The organism is Lysinibacillus sp. OF-1 (assembly GCF_028356935.1).
GTDB lineage: Bacteria > Bacillota > Bacilli > Bacillales_A > Planococcaceae > Lysinibacillus > Lysinibacillus fusiformis_D.
The window spans coordinates 1,358,395-1,377,067 of sequence record NZ_CP102798.1 but is presented as its reverse complement, the minus strand read 5'-3'; the positions used below and the strand labels follow the sequence as shown (position 1 = coordinate 1,377,067).

18 protein-coding genes are annotated in these 18,673 nt (G+C 35.7%); 8 read left to right on the top strand and 10 right to left on the bottom strand.

All coding sequences use genetic code 11. From position 1 onward, the window contains the following. Nucleotides 1-14: 14 nt before the first annotated feature. Nucleotides 15-629: a TetR/AcrR family transcriptional regulator gene (locus tag NV349_RS06545; protein WP_257982862.1), complete on the bottom strand. Its 615-nt coding sequence runs from the start codon at nucleotides 627-629 to the stop codon at nucleotides 15-17. 250 nt (nucleotides 630-879) lie between these two features. Here NV349_RS06545 and NV349_RS06540 point away from each other — a divergent pair, with 250 nt between their 5' ends. Further along, a complete protein-coding gene (locus NV349_RS06540; RefSeq protein WP_089932129.1) occupies nucleotides 880-1,500 on the top strand; it encodes a flavin reductase family protein in 621 nt (206 codons plus the stop codon). Nucleotides 1,501-1,914: 414 nt separating this feature from the next. Here the strand turns inward: NV349_RS06540 and NV349_RS06535 are convergent, their stop codons facing one another. The 5 genes from NV349_RS06535 to NV349_RS06515 all read right to left on the bottom strand — a co-directional run bounded on the left by NV349_RS06535 (nucleotide 1,915) and on the right by NV349_RS06515 (nucleotide 6,548). Then, nucleotides 1,915-2,856 (bottom strand): alpha/beta fold hydrolase, encoded by a 942-nt coding sequence (locus NV349_RS06535; protein ID WP_197412987.1) that lies wholly within the window; start codon nucleotides 2,854-2,856, stop codon nucleotides 1,915-1,917. Between the two features lie 292 nt (nucleotides 2,857-3,148). Further along, on the bottom strand, nucleotides 3,149-4,084 hold the full coding sequence (locus NV349_RS06530; protein WP_271912657.1) for an EamA family transporter: 936 nt from the start codon (nucleotides 4,082-4,084) through the stop codon (nucleotides 3,149-3,151). Nucleotides 4,085-4,517: 433 nt separating this feature from the next. Then, entirely contained in the window at nucleotides 4,518-4,727 is a 210-nt protein-coding gene (locus NV349_RS06525) for a hypothetical protein (protein WP_058843320.1), read from the bottom strand. A gap of 161 nt (nucleotides 4,728-4,888) precedes the next feature. Next, nucleotides 4,889-5,548, bottom strand: coding sequence for an MBL fold metallo-hydrolase (locus tag NV349_RS06520; protein ID WP_271912655.1), 660 nt, complete (start codon nucleotides 5,546-5,548; stop codon nucleotides 4,889-4,891). A gap of 76 nt (nucleotides 5,549-5,624) precedes the next feature. Beyond that, nucleotides 5,625-6,548: a DMT family transporter gene (locus tag NV349_RS06515; protein WP_271912654.1), complete on the bottom strand. Its 924-nt coding sequence runs from the start codon at nucleotides 6,546-6,548 to the stop codon at nucleotides 5,625-5,627. A gap of 113 nt (nucleotides 6,549-6,661) precedes the next feature. Here NV349_RS06515 and NV349_RS06510 point away from each other — a divergent pair, with 113 nt between their 5' ends. Together NV349_RS06510 and yiaA are read left to right on the top strand one after the other, a co-directional pair. Next, nucleotides 6,662-8,080: an aminotransferase-like domain-containing protein gene (locus NV349_RS06510; protein WP_271912652.1), complete on the top strand. Its 1,419-nt coding sequence runs from the start codon at nucleotides 6,662-6,664 to the stop codon at nucleotides 8,078-8,080. A 584-nt stretch (nucleotides 8,081-8,664) separates the two neighbouring features. Next, on the top strand, nucleotides 8,665-9,135 hold the full coding sequence (gene yiaA, locus NV349_RS06505; RefSeq protein WP_036127227.1) for an inner membrane protein YiaA: 471 nt from the start codon (nucleotides 8,665-8,667) through the stop codon (nucleotides 9,133-9,135). A gap of 250 nt (nucleotides 9,136-9,385) precedes the next feature. Here the strand turns inward: yiaA and NV349_RS06500 are convergent, their stop codons facing one another. Together NV349_RS06500 and NV349_RS06495 are read right to left on the bottom strand one after the other, a co-directional pair. Further along, nucleotides 9,386-10,435 (bottom strand): 2,3-butanediol dehydrogenase, encoded by a 1,050-nt coding sequence (locus tag NV349_RS06500; RefSeq protein ID WP_036127229.1) that lies wholly within the window; start codon nucleotides 10,433-10,435, stop codon nucleotides 9,386-9,388. Nucleotides 10,436-10,454: 19 nt separating this feature from the next. Next, nucleotides 10,455-11,093, bottom strand: coding sequence for a GntR family transcriptional regulator (locus NV349_RS06495; protein WP_036127231.1), 639 nt, complete (start codon nucleotides 11,091-11,093; stop codon nucleotides 10,455-10,457). Nucleotides 11,094-11,594: 501 nt separating this feature from the next. Here NV349_RS06495 and NV349_RS06490 point away from each other — a divergent pair. Further along, nucleotides 11,595-12,989, top strand: a complete 1,395-nt coding sequence (locus NV349_RS06490) for a hypothetical protein (RefSeq protein WP_089932118.1) — start codon at nucleotides 11,595-11,597, stop codon at nucleotides 12,987-12,989. A gap of 247 nt (nucleotides 12,990-13,236) precedes the next feature. Here NV349_RS06490 and NV349_RS06485 read toward each other — a convergent pair whose 3' ends face one another. Then, nucleotides 13,237-14,040, bottom strand: coding sequence for a geobacillin-26 family protein (locus tag NV349_RS06485; protein ID WP_089932117.1), 804 nt, complete (start codon nucleotides 14,038-14,040; stop codon nucleotides 13,237-13,239). Between the two features lie 537 nt (nucleotides 14,041-14,577). On the opposite strand from NV349_RS06485, the gene NV349_RS06480 reads away from it, so the two are divergent. The 3 genes from NV349_RS06480 (at nucleotide 14,578) to NV349_RS06470 (ending at nucleotide 16,368) form a co-directional block, all read left to right on the top strand. Beyond that, entirely contained in the window at nucleotides 14,578-14,775 is a 198-nt protein-coding gene (locus NV349_RS06480) for a hypothetical protein (protein ID WP_139149502.1), read from the top strand. A 160-nt stretch (nucleotides 14,776-14,935) separates the two neighbouring features. Then, complete coding sequence (locus tag NV349_RS06475; RefSeq protein WP_036127271.1) at nucleotides 14,936-15,475, top strand: helix-turn-helix domain-containing protein; 540 nt, start codon at nucleotides 14,936-14,938, stop codon at nucleotides 15,473-15,475. A gap of 32 nt (nucleotides 15,476-15,507) precedes the next feature. Next, nucleotides 15,508-16,368: a YitT family protein gene (locus tag NV349_RS06470; RefSeq protein ID WP_036127272.1), complete on the top strand. Its 861-nt coding sequence runs from the start codon at nucleotides 15,508-15,510 to the stop codon at nucleotides 16,366-16,368. Between the two features lie 42 nt (nucleotides 16,369-16,410). On the opposite strand, the gene NV349_RS06465 is transcribed toward NV349_RS06470, so the two are convergent. Continuing rightward, nucleotides 16,411-17,592 carry a YbfB/YjiJ family MFS transporter gene (locus NV349_RS06465; protein ID WP_271912647.1) on the bottom strand — a complete coding sequence of 394 codons (1,182 nt, stop codon included), beginning with the start codon at nucleotides 17,590-17,592 and terminating at the stop codon, nucleotides 16,411-16,413. Nucleotides 17,593-17,692: 100 nt separating this feature from the next. On the opposite strand from NV349_RS06465, the gene NV349_RS06460 reads away from it, so the two are divergent. Next, a complete protein-coding gene (locus tag NV349_RS06460) occupies nucleotides 17,693-18,586 on the top strand; it encodes a LysR family transcriptional regulator (RefSeq protein WP_271912645.1) in 894 nt (297 codons plus the stop codon). The last annotated feature ends 87 nt before the right edge of the window (nucleotides 18,587-18,673 follow it).

The window sequence follows — 18,673 nt, the reverse complement described above, 5'->3', positions numbered from 1 at the left end:
TACCAATCTCCTTTTTAGTTAGTAAAAAAGCCAATATTATCAGTTGTTCCTAAACCTTTATTGATCAATTCTTCATAGGCTGTTATTTTATATGGAATGGTTTCTGGATCCCAATGAAATAAATCTTTATCTAAATAAAAATTTGATAGTGTCAATAACATTTCAGCTATTTCTAAGGGATAATTTGTGTAAAAAATTTTTTCCTCCACTCCCTGTTCAATGATTTCTGCAAAATACGGAGCAAGATATTTAGTTAGACCTATCATCAGTTTTTGATGGAATACAGCATTTTCAGGTTGATTCATCATTCGATCTTGCTCTTTATTTTGATGAAAAAGAGAAATACTATTTTGAACTGCCATTTTAAGTCTTACATCTGCGGATAATGTCTTATTATCCATCGTCTTTATTTCCACTACCGCATTTTCAACAAACAATTTAACAGCTTCATCTACACATTCTTCTTTTGACTGAAAATAATGATAAAAGGCTCCTCTTGATATGCCCAATTCCTTTATGATTATCGGAAGTGTCATTTTTTCATAACCATATTGCAGAAGAACCTCCCAAATTCGAATTAAAATGTCGTTTTTTTTATGTTCATAGTTTTTATTTGTCCTTGCCATCATAAACCTCCTATAAATAAACCGACCAACGGTTTATTTATATATTTCCATATTTTTCTTATGAAGTCAAGGAAATTGGCATAAAAAATTTAGAAATATCAAGGAGACGAAATGAAGAACTTTAAACTTTACCTTTCCTCCATATTCTTTTGTTGAAGTAATTATTTTGTAATCAACACTTCGATGCTTATCGAAATCTTTATATTTTACAATGAGTTATGACAGCGAAAATATTTAGTAGGAGGAACTTAAAATGACAATAATAAAGCAAATACCAAATACAAAAATGATAAATCCTAAAATTTTATATTATGGATTTCCTGTAATTTTACTGAGTACATTAAATGAGGATGGAACAGTGAATATTAGCCCTTTGTCATCTTCTTGGGCATTAGGAGACTGTATTGTCTTAGGTATTGGCCTTGGTGGAAAAGCAATAGAAAATTTAGAACGACATCCTGAATGTGTCATTAATATTCCTGACCCCTCTCTATGGGAAAATGTGGAGCAGTTAGCTCCTTACACAGGAAAAAAAACAGTTCCAGATTTTAAGAAACAAATTGGTTTTACATATAGAAAAGAGAAATTTGATATTTGTGGATTCACACCTATTAATTCTACAACGGTCATTCCTACTCGGATTATGGAGTGTCCCATTCAAATCGAGGCAAAGGTAAAACATATTCGTATCCCAGATTATTCTCCTACTTTTGCAATTGTTGAGACACAAACGATACATGTACATGCTCATGAGGAAATTATTATTGAAGAAAATCATATTGATCCAAATAAATGGAGCCCACTTATTTATAATTTTCGGCATTATTTTGGTCTGGGAAGCAAGCTAGGTAACAACTTCCGTTCAGAGATCTAAACATAATCAAGTTGTACTAGATACAGTATAAAAGTAAACCCATACTCTATTAAGTAAGTAGTTGGTTAGCGCTATTTATGTCATTACAGAGCTGTTCCCCATGATTTTTGCCATGAGCCGCCTGATGATGGTTTCAGCGTTATCGTTACGCCTTTCAGAACCTTTTTGAACACTTCTAATACTGCATAAAAAAGGCCAGGTACTCATATGAGCGCCTGGTTATTCATTTCAAGAACTTTATTTAATTGGCTTCAAAATAGATACTGGCTGTTCATACGCACAAAATAATTAACTACAACAAATATATTACACTTGATCGGAGGCACTTAGTTGGCTCACCCTAATTTCCCCAATCGAGATAGGCGCTTACTGACCATTAATATAAGATAAAATAAAGGATCTTTCTCAGTACCTTCACTGTACTTCCTTCATAAATTCTCTGAAGCCTTCAACGATTTCTTTTGCTTTGGTACGATATAAATAATGATCCCCTTCAAATGTCATCACTTTCCCATTTATAGAATCTTCTATTTGTTTTTTATGCTCTGGTATCCATCTGTCAGTTACTGGATGATTTTCTTGTATAAAGAAAATCACAGGGAGATTTTTTGGGAAGGATCTATTTTCAGCTGCTTTAAAATTTTCATACATCATTTCAGCTTCATTTAACTGGCTTGGGTTATACATGTTTTTGTGTTTAAGAATTCTCAATTGTTCTTTTGTTTTATCATCATATGGTAGTACGGCGTATGGGTCATCCCCTAGCTTTACTTGCAATCTCGCTAAACCCGATTTTTTAAGTAGTTTTATAGTTCTTATTATAGAAGAATCAATCTTTTTCTCGCTTATCGTTGGAACACTGCTATCAAGCCCGACAAATGCACTCACCTCTTCTGGATATTTGTTCACATAATCCAATCCGTAAAGGCCTGAAATGGAGTGTCCCATCAGAATATAACGTTCAATATGAAGACGCTGTAAAGCTTCATGTATTTCACTAACAATATTCTCTGTGCTACGTTCTTTTTCAATTAGATCACTTAACCCATAACCAAAAGGCTCGATGACAACCACTTTGTAAAATGGAGATAATTCATCTACTAGAAATTTAAAATCAAGTGCTGGTGCCGCTGTTCCATAACCAGGTAAAAGCACAACGGTTTCTTCGCCTTCTCCTTGAATGAAGACATTCATCGTTTTCCCGTCCACTGCTACAGACTGCCCATAAGTTTCTATTTTTCCTTGCTCTATTTTAGAGCAGACAATATTCACTAGGAAAACAATCGCTAAAAAAAGTATGATGGCTACAGCAAAAACAGCTATTAATTTACTTAAAATGATGATCATTTTTTTCATTATGTTTGCACGATAGTATAGAACGGTAAGCGATCACCGTTTTCTCCATTGCTCTCGTGCCACACCTCCCTTTCGTTATCTCTATGTGGATTCCGGCTACTTTCATAAACCGTTAAGGATAGCTTATACAACGAAGGTGTACTGCTTATGACAACAATATGAACGGAGTATGAACAAAAAAATTTACAGCGTTGCATAAAAGGTGTAATTGAATCTACTAAGGAGGACGTTAAATTCGTATCAGAAAACCGAATTGTTATCACATTGCTTGATTGTCATGAAAAAAGGATCTTCAAATCGAAGACCCTTTCGCTACTTCTTTGCTGGATTTTTTGTACTTAGTTTTGACGCTACTTAACAATCCATCTTTATCTAGCAATGTTGGTAAGCTTATACCGACAACGATCGTGACGATACCTGCTATTTGCAAAATGGTAACCGTTTCGCTTAATAGGATAACAGATACCATCACGGCGATTGGCAATTCAACAGCACTCAATATAGAGGACATACCTAATCCAACTTTAGGAACTGCAATAGTGAATAAGAAAACGGGGATAATCATGCCAAATAACCCTAATGCCAATCCATAAATCCAAAGTCCCTCATTAAACAAAGTACCATTCCAAATAATTTCTGGAGACTGAAAAGCCGCCGTAATCATAAAAGCAAAGAAAGAAACCAATACTAAACGGTTAGAGGTTGTCATACTTGCAGTTGCCTTACCGTTCACATATAAAAATAAAGAGTAACAAAGAGCAGCTGCTAATCCCCATAACCATCCCTGCAAAGGTATTTGGGATAAATCAACATCAATTATTCCAGCAGCTGGTATGGTTCCAGCTACCAATATAATTAAAGAGATTAATTCAATTCTGCTTGGAAATTGCCGTTTTGTAATACAAGAGATCAACATACCGATCCATGTAAATTGAAACAGTAGTACTACTGCCAAGGAAGCTGGCAAAAAGTTCAAAGAATGACCATATAAAATATTTGTTAACCCAGTTAAGATACCTGCAAATAAAAGGATTTTAACACCTTTAAAGCTAAATTTTGACCTGTTTGTAACTAAGCAGATACATACTGCTATACAGAAGCCAACAAAAAATTGACTTGTCACTGCCTCTGATACCGAAAAGCCACTACGCATTGCCAGTTTTATGATAGTTGAAACGATTCCAAAACTACTAGCTGCAATAATGACTAATAGGGGATAAAGATACATTTTGCTAATTCACTTCCCTCTTAAAACTTGTATATAAATTAAATTTCGATTATGATTTTGAGATTTTGAAAAAAAATCATAATCTCCAATATAAATCACTGATTGTTATTTTACAATCTTTTTTTCGGCAATAATGGTTTACAAACCGAGTTTTTCAGTGAAAAAAGAAAAATTTTGGAAATATTAAAAAAGCCAAACCCAGATGTATCAAGGGTTTGGCTTCTATCCATGATATTTCATTAATACAGAAGGTTAAATTGGTGATGTTTTATTCTGTATTTGCTTAAGTATGTTACTTTACCATCTTTTTCAGTAGTAATCCTAGGCAAAAAAATCACCTTACCTATAAGAGTAAAGTGATTTTAATCAACATTTTCTTCTATCAGTCACATAGAAAAAGTCTATTTCTCTTTAGTAAAAATTGGCAATACATTTAGCGTGACTCTTTTGGCGGTTGGCATACATCACATTTTCGTTGATGTTTATTTTTAAATTTCGTAAATGTTTTTTCAAAGTTACTTCCACATGCACATTTAAATAATAACTTTTGAGAAAAACCATGATATTCAGTCGTTAGCAACTTACTTTCCGAATTATTCTCAACAAACTTTTGAATTTCACTAATCGTCCAACGCTTATTCATTCTCTTACACCTCCATATTTTTCATTTTGCGGAGGCTTTTCTTGGCATCCGTTATAAAAAGGTCTTAATCATCTTAAGCTCTTCATTATAACATGAGCTGGCTAACAATAAAACAGACTTCCATTTACACTTAGCAATAGTTCCTCAAAAAAAAGAGATCATTATTTGTAAAATTTTTGAATCTGCTCTTTAATATTTACGTTACATAATCCTCCATGGTAACAAACTACAGATTCAATGTCTAAGTCTAAATATTTCTTCAAAGATTGACGAGCGACCTTTATATCCAAAGTAGTTGGAACATGAATTCCTCCCAGTGTACCGTTTACACTATACATCGAATCTCCAGCAACAAGTGTTTTATTTTGCTTTAAATATAAGCTGATATGGCCAGGCGTGTGCCCTGGAGTATGGATCACTCGAATTCCGCCACAATACGGTAGTTCTTGACCGTCTTTCAAGGCCACATCCACTTTCCCCTTGGGTGGATTCGCTATGTGCGCGTCTTTCAAAAGTGGTAAATCCCCCTGGATATAAGGCTTATCTAGTTCGTGCGCATAGACTTTTATATTACTTCCACAATTTCGCACTATTTCCGGGAGGCTGCCTATATGATCTATATCCTGATGTGTCAAAATCACAACCTTTAGGTTATCGAACGACACGCCTACCTTATCCATTGCTACGCGCAAATCTTCCATTTGACCTGGGAATCCAGTGTCTATTAAAACAGCCATTTCCTGATCCCATAAAAGTGTTGGATGAATGATGTTCCCATTAAATTCAAGATCCAGAATCTCTACTCCCTTAGAAATTTTCATAGCTTCATTCTCCTTTTAAATTAGATTTAATCAATTTAGAATAATAGAATTTCTTACCTCTCTTATTCAAGCTATATTAATTTTTCACATCCTGAAGCATAGTCCTATTGCGCCAAAGTAACTCCCTCAATGTTTCAAAATTGACTAGAACCGTTCCAGCAATAATCGTCAGAGTACCTATGCCTGTTAGCCAAGAAATATATTCATGATAGAGGGTCACACCTAATGTAACGGCAATGACTGGTGAGATATACAGCCATGTAGAAGGAAAAACAGGATTCGTTCGGGAAACAAGCCAATAATAAATGCTATGGCCGATCATTGAACCAAAAATAATTAAATAAAGAAGAGAGCCAATTGAAGCTGGGCTTAAAAGATAATGAAGCTGAATGTTCTCAGTAAAAAGTGACAAAACGATTAATAAAATCCCACCATGCATCATTTGCGCTGCATTTAAAGCAATTGGAGATGTCGTTTCAAATTTTCGGATGACATGCTTCGTATAAATGGTTCCAGATGCATAAAAAACTTCCCCTAATATTATGGCAAAACAACCAACCATCCAGAAGGGACTAATCTCAATTGAAAAGCTAGGTAAGATCAAGAACGTAACACCAATGACTCCGACAACACAACCAATAAATGATTTTCGATTTCCTTTTTGCTTCAATAGGAATGTCTGTATAATAATGATCATCATTGGACCTGTAGCAGATAAGACAGCTGCAATCCCTGATGTCACATACTGTTCTGCCCAATATAATGTGGCAAACGTCCCAAAGGTTAAGCCCACTCCTGTAAAAAACATCTCTTTACGAAATAACACCCGTATTGTCGTTCTTTCTCTCCAAACCATAAAACTAAATAGCAATAAACCGGCAATAAAAAAACGGAGGCCAGCTGATAAAAACGGAGGCATTCCTGCATCAACACCAATTTTAATCGCTAAAAAGGTCGTTCCAAAAATCAAACACATGAAAAAATAATTAATAAGTACCATATAAACCTCCTCCTCTTTTTCTATCATAAAAGAAAGACAATAGAACAGATTAAAAGGGATAGAACAGATTAGATAGGTTCGTGGTACAATCGTTTTGAAAAGGAGGAATCAATATGGGCAAAGCAAATCAAAATGAAGATTATCTTTTTAACAAAGTTTACGATTATGTACTGCACCGTATAGAACGTAAAGAATGGAAAGAACATGACAAGATTCCCTCCGTCCGACAATTAGCATCTGAAATGAATGTTCATCGATTAACGGTATTAAAAGCTTATCAATTACTAAAACAGCATGACAAAGTTTATGTAAAAGATAAAGCAGGCTATTATGTCCAATCAACTGTAACGAAAAATCTTGAATATCTAGATCAGGACAATCCCATTGTTTCTGCATACGTAAAAAAAAATCATTTATCCGAAATCCATCAACCCTCTGTTTCCTATCATTTTTCTCAGGCGTTGATTGATCCAAATCTTTTGCCTAATCATTATTTTTCAGATTATGTGAAGGAAGTGTTTGATCTTTATCCTAAAGTACTTGCCACCTACTCAACTGTACAAGGTGATCTAGAGCTGCGTGAAACACTCACTCACTATTTTATCAACCAGTATAAAACTCATTTGAGTGCAGATAATCTGTTAATCACTTCTGGCTCACAGCAAGCGATTCACTTAATCGCTCAAGCTTTTATTAAACCAAGAGACGTCGTTTTATTTGAACGTCCAAGCTACAGTGCTGCGATTGATATTTTTAGAGCACAAGGAGCACAGATTGTAACGGTTGATATCCATCCAGAGGGCTACGATTTAGAACAGGTTGAATACTATATTAAACAATACAAGCCGCGCCTATTTTATCTCAACCCCACATTCCATAACCCGACTGGTTATACTGTTTCTGTCGAGCAGCGCAAAAAATTAGTAGAACTAGCTGAACAATATCGATTTCTATTAATTGAAGACGATGCCTATCACGACATCTATTTTGATCAAGCCCCACCACCACCCATTTACACGTACGATAGTGCTGGAACAGTCATTTATATCCGAAGCTTTTGCAAATATATCTCTCCTGGCTTGAGAATTGCGACTGTGATTTGTCAATCATCATTAATGAACTCACTCCTAATAGAAAAATCATTGGCTGATAATGGCTCACCACTTCTCAATCAAAAAATTTTTCTCCATTACTTTTCATCCCTAAGATTGCAACAGCATTTGGAGAAAATTAGGATCGCCCTACAGATTCGAAAGGAAATCATGGAAGAAGAGCTAGCTGTAACAGGTTGGCGATGGACTAGCCCAAAAGGTGGTCTGAATTTATGGGTGCAGCTCCCAGATAATGTTCCAACTGAATTATTACTATCTAAAAGTATTGAACAATCTATATCCTTTGTACCGGGTCAAATTTGTGATCCATTAAAACAACTATCATCCTGGATACGTTTAAGCTATTCTTATGCAAATGAAAAACAGCTAAGGGAAGGAGTAAAAAGGTTGGTTGCAGTGGCGCAATCTCTTTCTACGTGAGGGGTACTTTTTTGAAACCAGCTACTCACTTTCAAATGGGCCTAGGCTTTTAAATTTTCTTTAAAAGCCTTTTATTAGCATTTAAATACAATTGTTGCAACTGACCAATTTAATTTCAACCATAAGTCAGGTTTTACACAGCTTTATTTATGCCTTAGCTATTATCAACCATTTAAATTATTTCGTTCATTGTTCGTCAATAACAGTGGGCAAAGCAACAATAGGCAGCCACATCTACCTAACATATTCAGCTGTCTATTTGAATAAAATGAAAAAAAGTTATACACCTAGTTCTTATCGGTACAACAGATTCCTGCCCCTAAAAAGGAATTGCAACAAAGGACAGAAAAAATTGTCTCGGGGTAAAGCGCAAATTTACCAAGAAACAATAATCGTCCCTTTAAATTTGATGAAGCCACATTGACTATCTATAGTGCAGCAAAATAACGGTCAAGTATAAAGCCGCTTCCTTCAAAGGGGGTTGCTTTATTACTGAAAAGCCAGTTTTAGAGAAATTTCTGTTCTCATCACATCCCTGTAGAATAAGAATGTTTTGATACAGAGATAGAAGGAGGAGAAAGATATTGTCTAATCAAAATGAGACATCATTAGATAAGGGAAAACAGCCTGATCCGAAAATAAAAGTAGAAAGGAAAGAGGGAGAACCGACTGCTGCTTTCAAGGGTGCTTCCTGGGCAGCACTGTTCGTAGGTGTTACTGCTTATCTTATAGGCCTATTTAACGCAACGATGCAACTAAACGAAAAAGGATATTACTTAGCTGTTTTAGTATTCGGGCTCTATTCAGCAGTATCTTTACAAAAATCAGTAAGAGATAAAGATGAGGGAATACCAGTTACTACTATTTATTATGGTATTAGTTGGATTGCACTTATTGTATCTATTTTATTAATGGGTATTGGTTTATATAATGCTGGAAGTATTGTTTTAAGCGAAAAAGGATTCTATGGTATGTCATTTGTCCTTAGTTTATTTGCCTCCATAACAGTTCAAAAAAATATTAGAGACACACAGAGGGCAAGAGAAAGAAATTAAACTATATGACAAAAAGAATCGTGAAATTCATTCTCGATTCTTTTTGTCATTTTTCTTCTCTTATTATATTTCAAAAATATCGAGTATAAACGCTTTCTTAAGCTGCAACGCCCCTCTTCCCCTCAATGAAGTTCAGCAAATCCTTTGAAAAACAGTTTTGAATCATCAAACAGGCTATAAGAAAAGAGCATGACTATAATAAGCCATACTCCCTTTGTTAGGATAGATTTATTTTAATCTATCCATGTTATTAATTTTCTCCACTTATCGCGACTAAAATTTTAGATTGTGATTTGTCGTTTGTTAACGTTTTGAATCCTTTGTCAACAATGTCATCTAATTCAATTTGACTTGTGATGATACCCTGTGGATTTAATTGACCAGAGCTCATTGCATCAATTGTTCTTTGGAAAATTGACGGTGTATAAACAATTGATGACAGTACATTAACACCTGTGTTTGTAAGCTGCATTGGATTCCATTCGATTGGTCTTGCAAAAATCGAAACGATCATCATGTTACCGCGTGGTTTTGTAACATCAATTGCTTGTTTAAAGGTAGGAGCTACTCCCGCAACTTCAAAGGATACATCAACCCCACCTGCTACAATCGATCGAACGGCTTGTACAGGATTTTCTTTACCAGAGTTAATGGCATGGGTTGCACCTAATTCTTTTGCCTTTTCTAATCGATCATCGGATAAATCTAATACGATAACTTTACTTGCACCAGATGCTTTTGCAGCGATTACTGTTAACAATCCAATTGGTCCAGCCCCAAATACGGCTACAGAATCTCCTAATGTAACCCCAGCATCTTTGACAGCTTGTACAGCAACAGCCATTGGTTCTACTAGTGCACCATCTTTTAATGTTAAGTTATCTGCTAAACGGTGTACATTTGTTACAGGGACATTGACATATTCCGCAAATCCACCGTTTCCATGTAGTCCGATGAAGTTAAATCCATCATATCGATCGACATCTTCATGTTTGTTTCTATAAGTTAATGTAGGATTGATGACAACTCGGTCTCCTGCCTTTAAGTCCGTAACCTTAGAGCCAACTTCTTCGATAATCCCAGCAAATTCATGACCCATTGTAAGCGGGGCAACTTCACCTGTTAATTCAGCTTTTACATCAACTGGTACAAAAACTGGACCTTCTTCGTATTCATGCAAATCACTTCCACAAATACCAGCCCATGCTACTTTTACTTTCACTTCTTCTTCTCTTAAAGCTCGTAATTCAACCTCTTCGACTCTAATATCTTTCACATTATGCCAAACTGCAGCTTTCATTTATGTTACCCCCATAAAATTATTTAAATTGGTACCATAAAATAACATCTTTAATAGCCACTCGTGCATGATTAAAATCCGACACTTCTATACACCTGATAAACGTGTTGATGGACAGATGGTAGGATTCAACTAGATCCATTTTCCATTTTGTTTGTGCAGCTACATTTGTAACAAATATGGTTTCTTTAAAGAATCGTAGCATCGCAATATTTCCTGTAACATCAAAAAACAATTGTAACAAGTGCGCAAACGAAACAACATATTCATAAATATTTTCAGCAGACTTTCTTTGTTTCATCGCTTCAAAACGAAGTAATAGTTCATTTTGCAAATCGGCATTCCATTTAGGTTCACACTTTGTAAGTGCAGAATCCAATAGGTAATAAAGCGCTTCCAAATAATCCTTCAATTCCTGATCCGATATAGTCTTAACTCTTACACCTTTATGTTGTACTTTTTCGACTACACCATCTTTTTGTAAAAGATAAAGAGCCTCACGGACAGGTGCATGACTTACTTGTAACTCTTTTGCAATTTCCGCTTCGATTAAGCGCTGACCTTGTTCATAATAACCAGAAAATATGCGAAATAATAATCGTTCAGCTATTTGTTCAGAAATTGTTTTTTTTGAAATTGAACTTTCATCAAACCCCATCAAACCACTCCATTAAATTTATATCCTTTATTTTAACATAGTTTAGTGTATAGGGTGATTCGCTATAGGTGTTATATATTATGGATTATAGATTATCGATAATCTATAAAAGTATTTTAATATAAAAATTCATTTCTTTCAATTATCTTGTTTGAGGTGTAGTTTTCCGCCACTATTGTATAACATCAAGTATCTTTTAAGAGACCCTTTAATTTGCTAAGAAAGTGGTTGTTCAGTTGATTACTTGTTTATAATAAGAGGCGTTTGAGATAGTTTGCAAAGATGTAGATAACCACACTAGAAAATCCTATGGTTAAGATTGCTTAAAGTTCTCCTTACAATTTGAGCACTTCATTAATAACTTAATTTCCCATCATTATTAGTTAATTATTTCTATTATCAATTCACACAGCATTTCACCTAGGTCAAAATTTTTCAAAATCATCACCATCTTTTTTTCTCTTCATATTCTATAGAATCAGAATATTGAGGGGGAAACATATGGGGATTGAATTCACAGCTCTCCATTGGATTTATGTTGTTTTTATTGTACTCATCATCGGATTTATGGTTAAACGTCGCGATACCACCCTCATTTGTGTAGTAGGCATCTTTATGCTAGCGATTGTTGCGACTGGCGATTTCACTTCGTCCATAAGTGGTGTGTTTAACAGCTTTATTTATGCCATTACAGAGCTGCTATCAACGATTCTTATTATTTCGATTATTGTTGCCATGAGTCGAGTGATGATGACTTCTGGTATTAATGAGGTTATGGTTGCACCTTTCACGAAGATCATTAAAACACCAGCACTCGCCTATTGGACGATTGGTCTATTAATGATGTTTATCTCATGGTTTTTCTGGCCATCTCCTGCAGTGGCACTGTTAGGGGCGGTGCTATTACCTGTTGCGATTCGGGCTGGCCTCCCAGCACTTGGCGTTGCCATGGCGATGAACTTATTTGGGCATGGTATTGCGTTATCAAGTGATTTTGTCATACAAGGGGCTCCAAAACTAACAGCTGATGCTGCTGGAATTCCTGTTGGTGATGTCGTTTCAGCTAGTATTCCGCTCGTCATTACAATGGGGATTGTAACGACAATTGTTGCTTATTTTTTCTTACGACGAGATATGAAACGAGGAACCTTACTTTTGAATACTGTCGGTGAAGCTGGTGAAGATAGACATGAAATTGTGGAAAATTTACTGTCTGTCGGGCAAAGACGATTTTTTGCTGTACTCATTCCCATTGCTTTCGTCTTAGATGTCATTGCAATGGCTGTCTTTAAATTGCAAGGCGGCGATGCAACAGCTTTAATCGGAGGAACTTCTGTTTTCATCTTACTTTTGCTTAGTGTTGTTACTCACAAAGCTGAGGGGCTCGAAAAGACGACAAGCTATTTGATTCAAGGATTCCAATTCGGCTTTAAAGTGTTCGGACCTGTCATCCCTATTGCCGCCTTTTTCTATCTTGGAGATGCTGGCTTTACACAAATTCTCGGTGACCATTTACCCGCTACCTCACATGGAATTGTCAATGATCTTGGTGTTGGTCTTGCTGCGGTAGTACCTTTAACAAAGGAAATTGCCGTGGTCACTTTAGCAGTGGTTGGCGCTATTACAGGGTTAGATGGCTCAGGCTTTTCCGGAATTTCCCTAGCTGGCTCTGTCGGAAGTCTGTTCGGCAATGCTATTGGTGAAGGAACCGCAACATTAACTGCTTTAGGACAAATCACAGCTATTTGGGTTGGTGGCGGAACATTGATTCCTTGGGCATTAATTCCAGCCGCTGCCATTTGTAATGTGAGCCCATTTGAGCTAGCAAGACGAAACTTAATCCCTGTGGTCATTGGGCTTGTTGCGACGACGATAGTTGCGGTGTTTTTGATTTAAATAAGGCTCCTTGATGTCCCCAAAAGTTAGAGTCAAAAATCTAACTTTTGGGGTACAGGACTATATCGGTAGTCCTTTTTCCTCGAGTCAATTTATTGCATGTACTATTAAAAATTCAAACATGGCAAGTGTACACAGAAAAAACGAGCTCTATAGATTGCTCGTTTCAAAGTAATTTTATTAACATACAAATTAGCCATCTATCTAAAAAATTCCAGACAGATGGCCTTTAGTGATACGTATAATCTTAAACTTGGAAGTAATAATAATGAGCGTCTTTTGCTGCTCTATTCATTGATATTGCATAATTGTAAGCAGCACCAGTTACTCCAGCTGCAGCTAATCCGACTGCAATCCCTGCACCTCCATTTATAGCACCAACTATTAGCGCAGCTATAGCTAATATGCCAGCTCCAGATGCTGCACCAATATACTTCCATTCATAATCATTTAAATCGTTAACAGCATTTTTAAACTTTTCTAGGTTAGTTGCGTTACCAGTTGTTTTCTTTACATCTTTATACAACCAGTTTATTGGATTATCAGGATTTGGTCTGCGTAATTGCCATGATTCAGGTGAAGTAAATTCAATAGTATATTCATAGTTTGTGAAAGTATCTTGTTTCATCGAAGATGCGAAAGCGCTAATATCTCCAGATATCGATTCTTTCAATGACTCTTCTAAAGCTGCAAGTTCATTCAAATCTATTACTAATTTGGATGAATCATCACCCTTAATTTGAGTTGTTAAAACATTCGAATTTTTATCAAATATTGCGACCATTGGTTTGCCATTTTCAATTGACTCTACTATTCTAAAATTCTCATTATCTTCAATTACATTTATTTGAAGACTATCAAGGTATTCAATTGCTTCCTTATCAACCATACCTAATTCTGAATTAAAGTCCGAATTATCAATTAATTTTTTTGACGAAGATAGGAAGTTATTCTTTTCCATTTCGTTAGCGTTTGCTAGAATTGGAGCGAAATTTGAAAATATAAGAACAGCAGTAATCACAAAAATTAAACTTTTAATAATTTTTTTCATTTTTTATTCTCCATTCAAGTTATTTAGGGAATAGTTAAATTCCTCACATCTCCCTCACTCTCCTATCCTTTATTAATTTCCCCTATATTTCCATATTACTATATAATTGGTTATATATATAGTTTTAGGGAATGTTATTCTAATTATTAATCGAGCAAAAATAATAAATTTAATATTAATAGACATATCCCTACTAATAAAAAAATAAAAGCTAATATATTATTATGCACATTTTTTTCCTTTTTATTTTTAAGTAATAAGTATATACTGCAAGTTATAAATATTATAAAGAGTAAAAAAAATCCGACAATTGCTAACCATGACATTACAATATCACTCCATTCTTTTTATTATTAAAGTCTTGATTATAAAGAGCAAAAAGAGATAATTCTCAGATACTTTATTTTCCTACTCTCCATAACACTAATTTGTTAATTATATCCTTATTTTAAACATTATACCTTAATAATTTAAAAAACTTTCATGGACTTGACCTACTTAATATGTCTAAATTGGAAACAGCTCAGAGTAATAATAATGACGCGGTTTCAATTAGAATGTCCTAATATGTTTTATATCGGTGGCGGAACATTGATTCCTTGGGCATTAATTCCAGCCGCTGCCATTTGTAATGTGAGCCCATTTGAGCTGACAAGACGAAATTTAATATCTGTGGTCATTGGGCTTGTTGCGATAGTTGCTATGTTTTTAATCTACCATCTTAGTAGAGAGTGATACAATGAATTATTTCCTGTTCCTTCTATAAAAGAGGAAAATTCACTTGCCATATGACTGTACATCTTAAAAAAAATATATTATATTTGATAACGTTCTCATTTTGATAATATTACTTTCTTTCCTTAAAGCCATCTCATTTTTAGAAGGAGGAGAATTGATGCACAGCAAAGCAGATGTCTTAATACATCCTGTGAGAATGAAGATTTTACAAGCTCTGTTGCATATGAAAAAGGAAGGCTTAAGTACTTTAGAGATGATTACAATCATTAAGGATGTGCCACAAGCTACTTTATATCGCCACATTCAAATCCTTATGGACGAAAACATCATCAAAATTGTTAGAGAGCGAAAAATCCGTTCAGTTACAGAAAAATTTTATGCCTTAAATGAACATGCGGCAAAATTTAGCGAGGAGGATTGGCGAAAACTAACGAAGAAGCAAAAATTAACGTATATGTCCTATTATCAATTAACATTACTGTCTAAATATCAACATTATTTATCCTCACTTGAAGAAAAAGAAAGTGAAAGCGACTTAGCTACTTTTTCTTTACATGATTTAACCTTAACTACTGATCAATTTGTAAGCTTCGAACATGATCTTAACAATTTACTCACTAAATACTATAATATGGCCGACTCAAATAAAGGTTCTGAGACTAAAACAATTGCGATAAATATTATTCCAAAACCTTAAGTACTATTGACGTAAAGAAATGGAGAAGATTTATGAAAAAAGGAAAGTCACTAGAAAATATACGAAAATTAATTATGATTATTATTGGAGCAGTGATTGCCGCTTATGGACTAGAAGCTGTATTAATTCCAAATGCTGTCATTGACGGCGGTGTAACGGGTCTAAGTATTATGGGGGCTCACCTCTTCGGAATCCCGTTAGGCATACTGCTCTTTGTCTTAAATATTCCGTTCATTTATATCGGTTATAAGCAAGTTGGAAAAACCTTTGCATTAATGAGTAGTGCTGGTATCGCAGCATTATCCATTTCTACGGTGCTTTTACATGATGTTAAAACCATTTTAGGCCCAAATGATCCCTTACTGATTGTCTTATCTGGTGGTATGCTGCTCGGTGTGGGTATCGGGATTGTATTACGTAACGGTGGTGCTTTAGATGGTTCTGAAGTTTTAGCTGTACTATTATCACGTAAAATTCCATTTTCAGTCGGCGATATTATCTTATTTATCAACGCCTTTATTTTCTTAGGGGCAAGCTTTATCTTTGGCTTAGAGAGTGCTTTATACTCAGCTTTAACATATTATATTGCAAAAAATGTTATTGATATTATCCAAGTTGGTTTAGAGAAATCAAAAGAAGTTCGTGTGGTTAGTGCAAAATCTGAGGAAATTGGGGACGCGATCCAAGCTCGTCTAGGACGTGGTGTTACTTATACACATGGACGTGGTGGTTTCTCTAACGAACCAACGGAAATTTTAAACTGTGTCATTAACCGTATGGAAGAAAATAAATTAGTTTCAATTATAAAGGATATCGATGAAGGTGCTTTTGTTGTCATTTCTGATGTTTCAGAAGTTCGTGGTGGGAACTTTAAGAAACGAGATATCCATTAATGTAAAAGTAAGTAAGACACAGATAGGTCTTACTTACTTTTTTTATTCACTTATGGGAGCAGTCGTCCTATCATATTTTACTCCACCAATTAAACATAGAGCCCCAAGCACTACTACGGCTGCAGCGCCTATCAATGCATACTGATAGCTATTCGTCATATTCGCCATTGTCCCTGCTATGGATGGGCCAATCATTTGGCCAAATGCATAACCAGCAGTTAAATAGCCTATAATTTGATGACTGTTTATCGGTACAATATGTCTTGCTAATGTTGTGCCAACTGTTGTAATGCCCATAAAGGTTGCACCAAAAGTAAAGGCACTGGCATAAAGGGTAAGCGTATTCGTTGTAAATGCAGGTAACACGATACCAAATGCTTGCAATAGCATAGAGATCAGTAATGTTCTTACATAGCCATAATGCTGTGCTAGCTTCGACCATACAATACATGAAGGAATCGCCGCAACGCCCACTACAAACCATACAAAAGCTGCATCTCCATGAAAGCTTGTTGACTCCTGTGCAATCGACACAATAAAGGTACCTGTGACAATATAGCCAAGCCCCTCAAGGCTATAAGCTATGATTAACCATTTTAGCCACGTCTTCGGTGGAGCTTTCTGAGGCGCAATGGCTTGACTTACTAAGTGTTGTTCATACGGTGGGATCGGTTTGATGAATCTTATAATCAGCACAAACAATACGACACAAAACAGAGCTAAAGCAATCCAAGTTCCATTCCATTGAAAAATGGCATGTATTGGTGAAACAATGATGGCACTTAAAGCAATACCTGTCCCTACCCCACTATAGAAAAGTCCTGATAGATGCATGTTACGACTGCTAGCTAACTGATCAAGGACAAGGCTCGCAATGACGACAAAAATAAAGGCACTCATTACACCTGAGATAAACCGCAGTATGTACCATATAAGGATTGCATTCGTAATGCCCATGAAGGCAGTAGTTAAAATGCTAATAACGAGTGCTAGCTGTAAAAAAGGAATGCGTTTATTTGCTATAGGTAAACGCCCTGCCACCAATGCTCCTACTAAATAGCCTAAATAATTGCTTGTGGCTAAATATCCTGCTGTTGCACGGCTAAATTCAAATGTTTCTTGCATATACGGTAAAATAACTGTATAGGAGAAACGAGCGATGCCCATGGCGATTACCAATGTAAAAATCCCACCAATTACATATTGAATCGTTTGCTTGTGCATAGAATCACTCCTTCCAATTTACTATAACAAATATCCAGATATCACAAATAGACTCAATTCGTTATAATAGGTATCAAAAAAACTGATAGTTGGAGGATCTATGAATATTAATGATTTAACGATCTTTCGGACAGTCGTCCAAACAGGTAGTTTTTCTAAAGCTGCCACAGCACTTAATTACACGCAATCCAACATCTCTATGAAAATTCAAAGTCTTGAGACGCTGTATAGCACAACATTTTTTTATCGTGGACATCGTGGAATACAGCTTACACCGAAAGGAGAACAATTTTACGAGCTAGTCTTAAAAATGCTTCACCTCTATGAAAAATCCTTTGAGATTGTTCAGGATACAGGAGAACCAAAAGGTGTATTACGAATTGGATCAATGGAAACGACTGCAGCACTACACTTACCAGCGTTATTAACCATATTTCATCAAGCTCATGAACAGGTGGATATTACCATTTTGACAAGCCCTTCACAGGATAATATTGACCGGTTAGAAAATTATGAATTAGATGGTGCATTTGTCACTGGACCTGTTTATAAAGAAAATCTATTGGTAAAGGAGTTTGTCTACGAGGAGCTTGTTATTGTCACATCTAGCAAGCATAAACCAATTAAGCAGCTGCGAGATTTAGCGAGTAGCACTGTAATTACATTCCGTCATGGCTGTTCCTATCGGGCTATTTTAGATCATTGGTTACATGAGGATGGTGTACGCCCACAAAATCGAATGGAGTTTGGAACACTTGATGGAATCTTAGGCTGTGTTGCTGCGGGATTAGGTTTTACCTTACTTCCTCGTGCCATCGCGGAAAAATATAGTGCCACACAAGCATTGGCACTGCATGCGATCACGAACAAGCAAGCACAAATTCCTACGTGGTTTATTTATCGTAAGGATGATGTACAGTCTCCTATAATACAGTATTTTTTAGAATCTCTTGATGCTTACCAACGTTGCGAGAATACTAGCCAAAAGTTTTGAAATGCTTTCTATCACTTTGGTATTGCTATCCATCACTTTGATAACGCTATCCACCACTTTAGTAACGCTATCCTTTACTATCCACCT